Consider the following 12840-nt stretch of genomic DNA (forward strand, 5'->3'; position numbering starts at 1 on the left):
CCCCTGCTTCAATACTTAGAGGAACCAAAGGAGGATAAGTGGGGGTCAAACTGCCCGTAAAGGCCCGAAAGAAGGACAAAGACAAAGGACGCCACGTCCCGTGGCAACGTCTTTGTGACCCACTTCCTGTGGGCCTCAACTAACAATCAGTGGGGGACCACTGATTGAAGTTTCACTTTATGCAACTAATTGTAGAAATGAGCTGATCTCATGTATATTACATCGAGGGAAAAAGCCATTATTGAATTCATTATTAAAACTTCTGGGAAGCATACGGCCTTGTCGATTGCTTCTTCATTAAATGTCAGCTCAAGAACGATTCAGAGGGACTTAAAGGCAGTTGAGAAAATTGTCAGTGAGTTCGGACTGACCTTAACCCGAAATGTAAATCAGGGACTTGTCATTGAAGGGAAAAACGAGCAGATTTTCAGGCTGATCCAGCATTTGGCCAGCAGTGAACCGATCGATGAGCTCCCTCAGGAAAAGAAGCTGCGCCTTCTTTTGGCTATTCTTGAAGAAGAGGTATATAAGACTCAGGTGCTTGCCGGGTACCTCGGCATCAGCACGGCAACTTTGACAGCATATCTCGACGAGCTTGCTGAATGGCTATCCCTTTTCCGGGTGGGCTTGACGAGAAAGCGGGGAGTCGGTGTAGAGATTCACGGAACAGAAGCAAATAAACGAATGGCGCTTGCCCATTTTCTCATTCAATACTTTCATGAAGAATTAATTGAGATATTATTTTTGCTGGAAAAAGGAAAGCTCGGTGAAGACAGGATTCTGCACTATTTTGAAGCGGATGATATCCGCCATGTGAACAGCATCGTTCAGACTGTGTTTACTGGCGCACCTTCCCGGTTTGCGGATAGCGGATATCTGGAGATTGTGCTGCATACCTGCATAACACTAAAGAGGGCACTCAGCGGCTTTCCTGTGGAATGGAAGGATCTTCCGGAGGCAGAGGTTACGGTTGAATACAGATTGATCCAGGAGGTCACAAGCAGACTCGGGCAGACATTTGACTGCGAGTTTTCAGAGGGGGATATCCTTTACCTGGCGCGTATACTTAAAGGCACCAAATGGAGCGGGGCTGAGGCTTTTCCGTACGACAGCATTGTACTCGCCCAAATGATCAGGAACGTGATTAAATCTGTTTCGGAACAGCTTCATGTAAATCTGAACAAGGATTTTTCCTTATTTCAGGGGCTGCTCGCACATATGGAGCCATCCTTATACCGGATCAAGCAGAATATGGAATCCTATAACCCGCTTAGAGAGGAAATCAAGCGTAAATATCCGGTTCTGTTCATGGCTGTGAAAAATAGTCTTGAAGAGGAGTTTACAGATATTGATCAATTTTCAGATGACGAAATTGCGTTTATCGTCCTTCATTTCGGATCGGCTCTTGTCATGCAGGAAGAGAATCTTTACATAAAGGCCCTTCTTATTTGTCCGACAGGCATTGGCACATCCAAAATGCTGAAAAGCAGGCTGAAAAAAGAGGTGGCTGAAATTGATGTCATCGAAATCAAATCGCTTAAGGAAATGTCAGTGGGTGCCGAGATAAAGGAATATGATTTAATCCTTTCTACTGTCAGACTTCCTTTTATGAATGCAGAGTATATATTGGTGAACCCCCTCTTAAGTGAAGAAAATATTCTCACGATAAAAAACTACCTGAAGAATAACATTGAAAGCCTCACAAAAGGGAAGCAGTATCAGGAATTGGCGGAGCATGGGCAACGGCAGACTGAGCAGAGCAATGTCTCTTTAGACTCCATGCTGGAGGAGATAAGAGATATTCAGGAGAGCATCCAGTCTCTAATTCATAACTTCCGGTTTTACCGGATGGATGAGAAAGCAACCCAGGAGCAGATTCTCACAAAAATGCTGGTGAATGCAGAAGAAGATCATCTGCTGGCGAATCCAGAAGATGTTCTGCAATCTTTACGGAAGCGGGAACAAAAAGGCGGTCTTGGCATCCCTGAAACGAATATGGCTCTCTTTCACACCCGCAGTAATAACGTCCGTAAGCTTATTTTTCAAATTGCCCATCTGCCAAAGCCATGCCTGGTAAAGGGAATGGACGGAAAAGAAGTGGCAATGAAAAACCTGCTGCTGATGCTGGCCCCAGACGAGCTAAGCAGAAGAGAGCAGGAAATAGTAAGCTTAATCAGCACGAATATCATTGATACAGAGGAAGCGATATTACTATTTTCTTCCGCAAACGAAGAGATGATCTTCAAGAAGCTTGAATCGATTTTTACAGAATATCTCCAGTCTCATTTTAAAATAAACCGGTAAAGGAATGATTCGATGAAACAGGCAGTGCATTTTGGAGCAGGGAACATAGGAAGAGGATTTATCGGAGCACTATTTTCACAGTCAGGCTACCATGTGACGTTTGTTGATATTGCTGAAGGGATTATTAATCAATTAAACGAAGAAAAACAATATAAAGTGATACTGGCTGCAGATGAACAGGAAAGCCTGACCATTGAAAACGTGTCAGGATTGAATAATCTGAAGCAGGAGGCTGAAGTGATTGAGGCCATTAAACAGGCTGATTTCTTAACAACAGCCATTGGGCCTAACATCCTTCCGCGGATTGCGCCGTTAATGGCGAAAGGCTTGGCTGCCAGAGCAGAAGCAGGGATCACGGAAAAGCTTTATGTCATCGCATGTGAAAATCAGATCTCGGCAACTGACTTATTAAAGGGTTATATTTTGGAGAATCTGGAGAGCGGTATTAATCTTGAGAATGTATTTTTCTTAAACTCCGCTGTTGACCGGATTGTCCCTATTCAAAACAATCAGGGATCACTCGATGTTCTGGTTGAACCGTACCATGAATGGGTTGTCGAAACAACTGAAGACATTCCGCATATCGAAGGAATGAAAATCGTTCCGGAGCTTGCGCCGTTTATCGAAAGAAAGCTGTTCACAGTTAACACAGGGCATGCAGTTATTGCGTACTTTGGCTACCTGGCAGGGAAAGAAACCATCGATCAGACACTGGCTGACGGGGACATTTATAAGCAGGTGCAGGCAACACTTGGCGAAACAGGTGCTTATTTAATCGATCGCTATGATCTGAATCCCGCCGAACATCAGAAATATATCGATAAAATTATCGGCCGTTTTGAGAATGCCCGCCTGAATGACGGTGTCACACGAGTCGGCCGTTCACCAATAAGGAAGCTCGGCCCTGAAGACAGACTGGTCCGCCCGGCACTGCAGGCCCAGAAGGCAGGCTTATCCTTCACAAACCTGGCAAAAGCCATTGCTGCAGCCCTATTGTTTGATAACAGGGAAGATGAAGAAGCGGTTAAGCTGCAGGACATGATCCAGGAAAACGGAGTGGCATACGTACTGAAAGAAGTATGCGGACTTGAAGAATCAAGCGAGCTCGCAGGAGAAATACTGAATCAATATGAAACATTGAGAAAATAAAGTGAAACTTCAATCAGTGGGGGGCTCGTTATCCCCCACTGATTGTTAGTTGAGGCCCACAGGAAGTGGGTCACAAAGACGTTGCCACAGGACGTGGCGTCCTTAGTCTTTGTCCTTCTTACTGCCCGTTAGACTGCGATAAATGGAATGAAGACTGCTGAGAATGATCTGCAGTCTTATTTTTTTGGAGCTTTTTTCGGTGTAGCGCTGTAAAATATTTTACAAGTGAGGTGATGTAGATATGATATTTACTATAGTGTTTGAAGAAGAAGGTCTGAAGTATCATTCTTTGAAAACGAGGGAAGCTGTCAGGGCCGTGATTTTGGGTGAAAATGGAATTTTGCTGGTGCGCTCGAATCGCAGTGATTATAAATTCCCTGGAGGTGGTGTTAAAGGAAATGAAGATTGGCATGATGCGCTATTACGCGAAGTGGCAGAAGAAACGGGTTACATACATGCAGCCGTAAAAAACAAACTGGGTACCGTTATTGAACGGAAAATCGATGAGTTTGATGATACCGTGCTGTTTCAAATGAATTCTCATTATTATCTTTGTGAATTAATCGATCATCAGCAACTAGACCAGCAGCTTGAAGGCTATGAGATCACACAGGAATTTTCACCGGAATGGGTGGCTATTGAGGAAGCGATCGCAAGGAATGAGGCAGCAGCTAAACTGAATGGAGCCAATAGATGGATAAGAAGAGAGAATTTTGTTTTGAACGCATTATTAGAACAGTGAGAATGAGGTGGCAGCCATGCTTGAAGTGTTAACTGTGTCCATTTTTAATCAGGAAAGAAAGATTCGAATTTACCTGCCGGAGAATTATTACTGCAGCAATAAACGTTATCCAGTTCTATACATGCATGACGGGCAAAATGTTTTTGGTGCTGAGGAAGCAATTGGCGGAGTGTCACTGGATCTGCATAACCATCTGGATCAATCCAAATCAGATTTAATCGTGGCGGCGATTGACCAAAATACAGAAGGCGAAGAACGGATTCATGAATATTGCCCATGGAAACATGGAGATTTCAGCGAGCAGCTGTTAGGCTATAATAGCGGCTCAGGCGGTAAGGGGAGTGATTATGCTGACTTTATCGTGGATGAACTGAAGCCAATAATAGATGGAAAATATAAAACTATGACTGATGAAAACTATATGGCTGGCATCTCTTTGGGCGGACTCCTCTCTGTTTATGCCGGCTGCAAATATCCTGATGTTTTTAAAAAAGTCGCAGGGATGTCATCTGCTTTTTACCGGAATCAAGAAGATATAGAAAAACTGGCGGACAGCACACCTCCATTAGGGAAAATATATCTCGATTGCGGCACTGCAGAGGCGGGGGAAAATAGAAAGATCAGTGAATTATTTTTGGAGTCTAACAAAGCTGTTTATGAAAGGTTAAAAAGCAGCGGATGTGAGGTTGAGCTTCGGATCGTTGAGGGGGCGGGGCATAATTATACTGCATTTAAGGATCGAATTGCTGGTGTGATGGAGTTTTTCCTGGATTAGAAGTGTGGGGAGATGACTAGGGACGAAAAAGAGTGGAGAGTAAGGGGAATGAAATGGTAGTTAACCAGGAGGAATAACGACCAAGAAAGCAGATTATTAATTTAATAATGATTAAATTTTCAAAAAATATTGACAACTAATCTAAAAACAGATAAATTATAAAATAATATAAAGTTATAACATTATATTCTTTCAAGGGAGATACATAAATGCAGATAGATAAAAGTTTACATATACCCCTATATAGACAAGTAGAACAGATTCTGGAAGAGAAAATCATATCCGGACAATGGGAGGTAGGGAGCCAGCTGCCGACTGAGCAGGAGCTGTCCGATCGATTCGATGTCAGCACAATTACGGTTAAAAGAGCGGTGATTGAGCTTGTGAATAAAGGTTATCTATTCAGACAGCGAGGAAAGGGGACTTTTGTATCCGGAGCTGCAAAAGAGCAGGACCTTAATTCCATCATTTCGCTTTCCACCGGTTCGGAACAGGAACATCCTCATGAAATGATCAGCTTTAAATATGAAGCTGCAGGTTCTGAAATTGCGCAGAAGTTAAGGATTGATCCAGAGGATGAGGTGATCAAAATTGAGAGATTAAAAGTGGAAAACAATGATCCTCTCGCGCTGGAATATACCTATCTTCCGGCGGATAAATGTCAGGGGCTTACACCTGAGATGATCAATAACGACTTAATTTTTAACATCTTAAAAAATAGATTCCATATAGCGCTAAACCGGGCTAAGGTATTTATCCGGCCTTATATTCTTCCCAGTCACCAGGCAAAGCTGCTTCATGTGGAACCCGGGACCCCGGTATTTGAGTGGGAGCGTACTACATACACAAAGCAAGAAGACATTATTGAGTTCTCTAAATTCTATATCCGCAGTGATAAAGAGGTTTATTATACAGAGGTTCAATTGTAAAAAAATTGCTGAAATCCCATAGGACAATTTATATATATAAAAGATATAAAGTTATAATATTATATCTTTATATTTTATATAGAAATCAATCTCTTTCTATAGATTGATCTAAATTAAAAAGGGGGTATGCTTTTATCAGGTCTTCATCCTAGAACTGCTCCTTATGCGAAAAGCAAAAATAAACGAGGGGGAAAAAGAAAGCTTATTTAATTGTATTGCTTTGTTTATTGCTTGTCACGGCTGCAGGATGCAGCGGCCAAACAGGAAGTTCTGCAGATGAAGGATCAGGAAAAAGTGATGAAAAGACACTTGTCTTAGCGGCATATGGAGGAAGCTATGAGCAAAAGATGAAGGAGGACTTGATCCCTAAGTTTGAGAAAGAGCATGGCGTAAAGGTGAAATATATTACGGGAAGCTCTGTTGATACGTTATCCAAGCTTCAGGCCCAAAAGGATAATCCTCAAATTGATGTAGCTTTCCTTGATGATGGACCTCAAGCTCAGGCAAAGGCGTTTGGATTGCTGGCGCCAATGGATGAGAGTGTTGTTACGAATCTGGCAGATGTCTATGATATTGCAAAAGACAAAGATAATGTGGGTGTAGGATTTGGAATCATTTCAACCGGCTTGGCTTATAACAAGGATGTCTTCGAACAGAATGGCTGGGAACCGCCGACATCCTGGAATGATTTGGCCGATCCGAAGTATAAAGGAAAACTCGTACTGCCTTCCATTGCCAATACGTATGGAGTTCATTTTCTGCTCATGACTGCGATTGCCAATGGCGGAGATGAAGAAAACATTGAACCAGGCTTTGAAAAAATGAAGGAAATTGCCAAAAACGCGATTACTTTTGATAAAACGGCTGACGTATCCAACTACTTCCTGCAAGGGCAGACAGTTGCAAGTGCATGGGGAAGCAGCCGGGTGTTTACCCTTCAGGATAGCGGATTCCCGATTGAGTATGTCATTCCGGAAGAAGGGGCTCCGGCCCTGATGGCCACCGTCAGTGTGGTGAAGGATGCTCCAAATGGGGATCTTGCTCAGGAATTTGTCAATTTTGTTCTGGATGAAGAAGCACAGCTTCTATTTGCCAACTCCTTGTTTGACGGTCCGGTTAATAAGAATGTGAAGCTTGATGGAGACATCGTCGATAAAGTGGCTTATGGGGAAGAGGAGATTGCCAAATTGATCAAAGTCGACTGGGAAACTGTTAATGCAAAACGGGCTGAGTGGACAGAACGGGCCAATAAAGAAATCGAAGTAGCCCATTGAAAGAGAGGGGAAACGAATGAGTTACTTAAGCCTGGAAAACGTGGTTAAGACATTTAATAAAACAGAAGTCGTTAAAAAGCTCAGCCTTGACATCCAAAAAGGGGAACTGGTCTCCTTTTTGGGGCCTTCGGGCTGCGGAAAAACGACAACACTGAATATGATCGCCGGATTTTTGGAAGTGGATGGCGGGAAGATTGAGGTGGACGGCAAACCCGTTCACCTGCTTCCTCCCAATAAAAGAGAAATGGGCATGGTGTTCCAAAACTATGCTTTGTTTCCGCACATGACGGTTTTTGATAATGTCGCCTATGGGCTTAAGCTCCGTAAAGTGCCAAAAAGTGAAATCAGCAAAAGGGTGTTTGAAGCATTGGAGATGGTTCGTCTGGCTGGCTATGAAAAACGTTATCCAAAGGAACTTTCCGGAGGGCAGCAGCAGCGTGTTTCATTGGCGAGGGCCCTGGTCATTAAGCCGAAGGTGCTTCTACTGGATGAGCCATTGAGCAATCTTGATGCCAAGCTTCGCCAGGAAATGCGTGAAGAAATTGTTGATATCCAAAAGCAGGTGGGGATCACAACGATATTTGTCACACATGACCAGGAGGAAGCATTGGCCATATCGGACCGTATTGCGGTCATGTATGAGGGCCGGATTGAACAGGTTGATGATCCGGCATCCATCTACAACCATCCAAAGACTGACTTTGTGTCCCAGTTCATAGGGGAAGTTAACCACATCCAGGGGAAAGTCCTGGAAACTTATGAAAATAAGAAATGCAAATTGCACTTTTTTGGGAATGAACAGATTGTTTCAGTCCCATCTGTAAAAAATTCCGAAGTTCACTTTTTCATCCGGCCGGAAAAAATCCAAATCGCTTTAGCCGGATCAAATGAAAGAAATGAGGCTTTTCAAACCAGGGTGGAACGTAAAATGTTTCTCGGAGCCAAGACAAGATACATTTTGAAGGTACATGACCGGCATCTGATTGCAGATATTTCCAATACCGTATTAAATCCTACCGAAATTAAAGAAGGAAACAGTGTCTACACATATTGGAACCCTGAAGACCTGCTGCCTTCGAGAATGGCGAGGTGACTCACATGCAAGCCGGAATCGGAACGGAACATGACTTATTGCTTCAGCAAAAGAAAAAGAATGTGAATAAAAAACGGCTTGATACGTGGCTGCTTTTGCTTCCGACGCTGGGAATCTTCATTTTCTTCTTTTTGCTGCCATTGTTTTTCTTATTTATTACAAGCTTTAAAAATTTTGATGCCAGTACAGGAGTGGGAAATGAATGGACGCTCCAGAACTACATCAAGTTCATGTCAGATCCTTTTTACCTTGGAGTAGTCTGGCGCACGGTGAAAATCGCTCTTTTAACAACATTGATTACGATCATTATCTCTTACCCGGTAGCTTTTCAGATTTCAAGATCAAAAGGAAGAGCCAGAAATTATTTAACCCTTCTGGTGCTTTCTCCGCTTCTGATCAGCATGGTTATACGCTGCTACGGCTGGGTGATTCTATTATCCAACAATGGTGTAGTCAATAATACACTATTAAAGCTGGGCTGGATTGACCAGCCTTTAACCCTCTTATACACCGAATTGAGTGTGGTCATCGGTATGGTGCATGTTCTTTTCCCATACATGGTGCTGAGCATCATGGGCTCACTCGAAAAAATAGACCCTTCTGTCATCAGAGCCTCGCAGAACCTTGGGGCCGGCTCCTTCAGAACTTTCTTTTCCATTTTGCTCCCGTTAACCTTGCCTGGTGTTTTTGCCGGATCGGTTATGGTATTCAGCTTAAGCGTCAGCTCATTTGTTACACCGGCCATTCTTGGCGGCCCGCAGGTGAAGGTTATGTCCTATTTAACGTATGAACAGGTAGCTGTGATGCTGAACTGGCCGTATGGAGGCGCTATTGGCTTCCTGCTGATCCTGATTGCCACCATTACCATCATCGCATACAGCAAAATCCTTGCCAGGTCTGAGAAAGGGGTGGCCATACAATGAGCAGGAAGCTTCCCAAGTATTTCTTTAACTTTGTTTGTTTACTGGTTTATATATTCCTGCTGGCGCCAATCGTGGTTGTATTGCTTTCCTCTTTAACAACTACCGAATACATTGTATTCCCGCCAGAAGGCCTGACTCTCAGATGGTACACAGAGTTAATTGAACATCCGGAATTTATGCAGTCGTTTACACTGAGCATTATTGTGGCGTTCGGAACTGCCATTATTGCCACTGCCATTGGCACATTGGCTTCACTTGCAGTTGTCCGGCGTCAATTTAAAGGGAAGACAGCGATTGTTCAATTAGTGGGTTCGCCTCTCTTGATTCCATCTGTTGTTTTTGGTGTGGCTCTCTTGCAGTTTTACTCATGGATTGGTTTGGCTGCGAGCCCCCTTGCATTGATTTTGGGTCACATCATCTTAACGGTTCCTTTTGTGATGCGCCTGGTTGTTGCCAGTTTAGTAGGTTTTGACCGTTCTATCGAACAAGCTGCCTTGAACCTTGGTGCAGGACCGATGAAAGTTTTCTTTCACATCACACTGCCGATCATTAAATCAGGCGTGATAGCCGGCGCCATTTTTGCCTTTATTACTTCATTTGATGATTTAACAGTTGCCTTATTCATTGTCAGCACCGACGTTGTGACACTGCCAGTACGGATTTACACATACATGCAATATCAATATGATCCGATTATTACATCCGTATCAAGCATCATGATTCTTTTCACTGTCGTATTAATGCTCATAATTGAAAGAGTGTTAGGTGTTGGGAAAGTGTTTTCCTCTAAAAATTAGATAGGAGAGGTCTTTATGCACATTGAGAAACATCCGGTTCTCGGCAGGAAGCTCCACACGCCTGTAACCATTTATTTCAATGACCAGCCATATCAGGCCTATACGCAGCAATCTGTCGCTGCCGCGTTAATGGCAAATGGAATTAAGAAATTGGGTGTCAGCCGAAAGCTGGTCCAATCCAGAGGATTATTCTGTTCGCGCGGGAGATGCTGCAGCTGCTATATGACCATTGATGGAGAGGACCATGTACGGAGCTGTATGACAGAAGTTGAAGATGGCATGCGAATATACCCGAATATGGATGATCCCGAGGTAAGGAGAGAGATTGATGAAGACTGATGTACTGATCATTGGAGGCGGTCCTGCAGGTCTATCAGCAGCAATTGAGACAGCATCAAGGGGACTGGATGTAACTATTGTTGACGAAGCTTCCCAGCTTGGCGGGCAGCTAAACCAGCAGACTCAAGTGATGCGTCAGCTTCCTTCTGTATATGAACCCATGCGTGGCTTTGAATTGGCCAATAAACTAATTGAGCTAATTAAAGATTGTAATGTAAGACAGCTCCTGAATCACCGTGTGGTTGGATTTTACGCAGATGGAAGTGTCGGAATTACCGATGAAGAAAATGTATTCCCTGTAAAAGCAAAAAAGATTATTGTGGCTTCCGGAGCGGCTGAAAAGGCTGTGGCGTTTCCAAAATGGACCATGCCGGGGATTATGACAATCGGTGCTGCACAGACATTGATCAATCGTGATTTTGTGATGCCTGGGAGAGAAGCTGTGATTGTGGGCTCCAGTGATTTTGCCATGGAAACGGCTATACAACTGATGGATGTGGGTATCCGGGTCAAAGCAATTATAGAAAAACAAAGTGGAGCTTTGGCAAAAGAGCAGGAAAAAGTGAGTGAACTGTCACGGAGCGGAATTCCATTTTATTTTAATAGTTTTATAAAAGAAGCAAGAGGAAATGGGCAGGTGGAACAGATTGATGTTGCGCTGCCGGATGAAGTCATTACCCTGAATGTGGACCTCGTTTGTATGGACGGAGGCAGGGCACCCATACTGGATGTTTTTTATCAGCTGGGCTGTTCCTTTGGATTTCAAGAGGAGCTGGGCGGATGGGTTCCGCAATATAATAATAGATTCCAAACCGATAGGGAAGATGTATTCATAGCCGGGAATGCGGCTGGCATTACCACCCAGGGTCCGTTGCTTTTAACAGGAATGATTGCCGGCATCAGTGCAAGTGAAGAACTGCAGGCAATCAGCCCGGCAGAGGCCAATGAGATGAGAGAGGCACTTTGGAAGGAACTCGGATTATTGGAGTACAGAGAAGTGTACAGCGGAAGAGTCAAGCATCTCGAGAACTTCGCAAGCCCGGTACTTAAAGATCAATTTATCTCCTAGATAGGAAAAGAGAGAAGAAGGTGAATAAGTTGGATAAAACGACGATCATCTGCAGATGTGAAGAAATCAGCTGTGAAGAAGTGGAAGAGGTTATCAGCAATGGTGGAAGGACCTTTGATGATGTGAAGAGGATTACCCGCTGCGGAATGGGTCCTTGCCAGGCTAAAATCTGCACCAGCATGGTGGCAGAAATTATTCACCAGCAGACTGGGCTATCACCTTCAGAGATTCCGCTGCCGAGAATGCGGATGCCGTTATCCCCTATTAAGCTTGAAACACTGGCAACGAACAGTACATCCTTTAGTACCGTCAAGTCTGTTCTTGATGAGGTGGAATTGGAAGAAGGGAAGGTGAGGTAATTGGAAACCAATTATGAAACAATTGTTATCGGAGGGGGTGTAGTGGGCAGCGGAATTGCTTACCACCTTTCTGAGCGGTACAAAGAAGGCGTGCTTGTGCTTGATAAAAAATACCCCATGTCAGGAACATCCGGATCCACCCAGGCCTGGGTATGGGTACATAATAAAACACCTTCCTGGTATGCGGAATTTAATATGTACAGTGCCGAACTCTATCCTTATCTGTCTAAAAAGATCGGGGACGTTGAATACAAGCGGACAGGAGGGCTATCGCCTTTTTTCAATGAAAGTGACCGTGAAAAGGCACAGAAGCTCGCGGAATCATATCGGAAAATCGGCATCAAAATTAAAGTATTATCCAGGGAAGAAGTTCTCGAAAAAGAGCCCTATATGAATCCGGAAGTAGCAGGGGCTACTTACAGCTCCATTGATGGCAATGTCAATCCATTCCGCTTGATTGATATGTACATGCGAGCAGCTAAAAGAAATGGCGTCCGGTATTCTACTTATAATAAGGTAACTGAGATAAAAAAGCAGGATGGTAAATATTCAGTTGTATCAGATAAGGGTGCGTTTGAATGTAAAAACCTTATTCTGGCTGGCGGAACCTGGTCGAGAGAAATAGGTGACATGCTTGGAGTTAAAATTCCTGTTAATCAATTAAGAGGGCAAATCCTGGTGTCTGAACCATTAAAGCCTTTCTTGAATTTTACAATCAGCGGATTAAGGCAGGCAAACAATGGGGAAGTTCTGATGGGCTATTCAATGGAAGAAGCAGGCTTTAATCGGGCAACAACGCTTGATGTGATTCAGGAAACAGCCAATATGGCAGTCCAATATGTACCCGGATTAAGAAAAGCCAAAATTGTCCGCGCTTTTTCCGGAATCCGGGCTATGCCTGAGGACGGCTTTCCGATTCTCGGTAAAGTACCCGGTCATGAAAACCTTTATGTAGCAGCGACCCATAGCGGAGTTACACTTTCTCCCTTAATAGGAACGTTAATAACAGAATTAATCATGGATGGAGAAACATCCATACCAATCGACAGGTATTCTTTAAGCAGATTTGGTTAGAGTGAATGTTATT

Annotated in this window: 13 protein-coding genes; all 13 read left to right on the plus strand. The window is 43.7% G+C overall.

The window, feature by feature from the left end; all coding sequences use genetic code 11:
* Positions 1 to 210: 210 nt before the first annotated feature.
* The 13 genes from PBF_RS10800 (at position 211) to PBF_RS10860 (ending at position 12827) form a co-directional block, all read left to right on the plus strand.
* Positions 211 to 2304 carry a PRD domain-containing protein gene (locus tag PBF_RS10800; RefSeq protein ID WP_035329758.1) on the plus strand — a complete coding sequence of 698 codons (2094 nt, stop codon included), beginning with the start codon at positions 211 to 213 and terminating at the stop codon, positions 2302 to 2304.
* A gap of 12 nt (positions 2305 to 2316) precedes the next feature.
* Positions 2317 to 3453, plus strand: a complete 1137-nt coding sequence (locus tag PBF_RS10805; RefSeq protein ID WP_035329759.1) for a mannitol-1-phosphate 5-dehydrogenase — start codon at positions 2317 to 2319, stop codon at positions 3451 to 3453.
* A 241-nt stretch (positions 3454 to 3694) separates the two neighbouring features.
* Positions 3695 to 4195, plus strand: a complete 501-nt coding sequence (locus tag PBF_RS10810) for an NUDIX hydrolase (RefSeq protein ID WP_035329760.1) — start codon at positions 3695 to 3697, stop codon at positions 4193 to 4195.
* A gap of 16 nt (positions 4196 to 4211) precedes the next feature.
* Positions 4212 to 4970, plus strand: coding sequence for an alpha/beta hydrolase (locus PBF_RS10815; RefSeq protein WP_035329761.1), 759 nt, complete (start codon positions 4212 to 4214; stop codon positions 4968 to 4970).
* Positions 4971 to 5179: 209 nt separating this feature from the next.
* Positions 5180 to 5899 (plus strand): GntR family transcriptional regulator, encoded by a 720-nt coding sequence (locus PBF_RS10820; RefSeq protein WP_035329763.1) that lies wholly within the window; start codon positions 5180 to 5182, stop codon positions 5897 to 5899.
* A 215-nt stretch (positions 5900 to 6114) separates the two neighbouring features.
* Positions 6115 to 7173 (plus strand): ABC transporter substrate-binding protein, encoded by a 1059-nt coding sequence (locus tag PBF_RS10825; RefSeq protein ID WP_235192235.1) that lies wholly within the window; start codon positions 6115 to 6117, stop codon positions 7171 to 7173.
* Positions 7174 to 7189: 16 nt separating this feature from the next.
* On the plus strand, positions 7190 to 8266 hold the full coding sequence (locus tag PBF_RS10830; RefSeq protein WP_035329765.1) for an ABC transporter ATP-binding protein: 1077 nt from the start codon (positions 7190 to 7192) through the stop codon (positions 8264 to 8266).
* A gap of 5 nt (positions 8267 to 8271) precedes the next feature.
* Positions 8272 to 9189, plus strand: a complete 918-nt coding sequence (locus tag PBF_RS10835) for an ABC transporter permease (RefSeq protein ID WP_035329766.1) — start codon at positions 8272 to 8274, stop codon at positions 9187 to 9189.
* Entirely contained in the window at positions 9186 to 9986 is an 801-nt protein-coding gene (locus tag PBF_RS10840; protein WP_035329767.1) for an ABC transporter permease, read from the plus strand. Before PBF_RS10835 ends, PBF_RS10840 begins: the two co-directional genes overlap by 4 nt.
* A 15-nt stretch (positions 9987 to 10001) precedes the next feature.
* Positions 10002 to 10325, plus strand: a complete 324-nt coding sequence (locus PBF_RS10845) for a (2Fe-2S)-binding protein (RefSeq protein ID WP_035329768.1) — start codon at positions 10002 to 10004, stop codon at positions 10323 to 10325.
* Entirely contained in the window at positions 10315 to 11394 is a 1080-nt protein-coding gene (locus PBF_RS10850; protein ID WP_035329769.1) for an NAD(P)/FAD-dependent oxidoreductase, read from the plus strand. The genes PBF_RS10845 and PBF_RS10850 overlap by 11 nt, the downstream gene beginning before the upstream one ends.
* Before the next feature lie 20 nt (positions 11395 to 11414).
* A complete protein-coding gene (locus PBF_RS10855) occupies positions 11415 to 11753 on the plus strand; it encodes a (2Fe-2S)-binding protein (RefSeq protein ID WP_235192236.1) in 339 nt (112 codons plus the stop codon).
* Entirely contained in the window at positions 11754 to 12827 is a 1074-nt protein-coding gene (locus PBF_RS10860) for an NAD(P)/FAD-dependent oxidoreductase (RefSeq protein ID WP_035329771.1), read from the plus strand. It begins immediately after the preceding gene.
* Positions 12828 to 12840 lie beyond the last annotated feature (13 nt).

Source organism: Cytobacillus firmus DS1 (assembly GCF_000565285.1).
GTDB classification, from domain to species: Bacteria; Bacillota; Bacilli; order Bacillales; family Cytobacillaceae; genus Cytobacillus; species Cytobacillus firmus_A.

Excerpts from the sequence above, each read along its gene's own strand:
- PBF_RS10820 (WP_035329763.1), top strand. The coding sequence starts at position 5,180 with ATGCAGATAGATAAAAGTTTACATATACCCCTATATAGACAAGTAGAA.
- PBF_RS10805 (WP_035329759.1), top strand. The coding sequence starts at position 2,317 with ATGAAACAGGCAGTGCATTTTGGAGCAGGGAACATAGGAAGAGGATTT.
- PBF_RS10810 (WP_035329760.1), top strand. The coding sequence starts at position 3,695 with ATGATATTTACTATAGTGTTTGAAGAAGAAGGTCTGAAGTATCATTCT.
- PBF_RS10800 (WP_035329758.1), top strand. The coding sequence starts at position 211 with ATGTATATTACATCGAGGGAAAAAGCCATTATTGAATTCATTATTAAA.
- PBF_RS10845 (WP_035329768.1), top strand. The coding sequence starts at position 10,002 with ATGCACATTGAGAAACATCCGGTTCTCGGCAGGAAGCTCCACACGCCT.
- PBF_RS10835 (WP_035329766.1), top strand. The coding sequence starts at position 8,272 with ATGCAAGCCGGAATCGGAACGGAACATGACTTATTGCTTCAGCAAAAG.
- PBF_RS10830 (WP_035329765.1), top strand. The coding sequence starts at position 7,190 with ATGAGTTACTTAAGCCTGGAAAACGTGGTTAAGACATTTAATAAAACA.
- PBF_RS10815 (WP_035329761.1), top strand. The coding sequence starts at position 4,212 with ATGCTTGAAGTGTTAACTGTGTCCATTTTTAATCAGGAAAGAAAGATT.
- PBF_RS10850 (WP_035329769.1), top strand. The coding sequence starts at position 10,315 with ATGAAGACTGATGTACTGATCATTGGAGGCGGTCCTGCAGGTCTATCA.
- PBF_RS10840 (WP_035329767.1), top strand. The coding sequence starts at position 9,186 with ATGAGCAGGAAGCTTCCCAAGTATTTCTTTAACTTTGTTTGTTTACTG.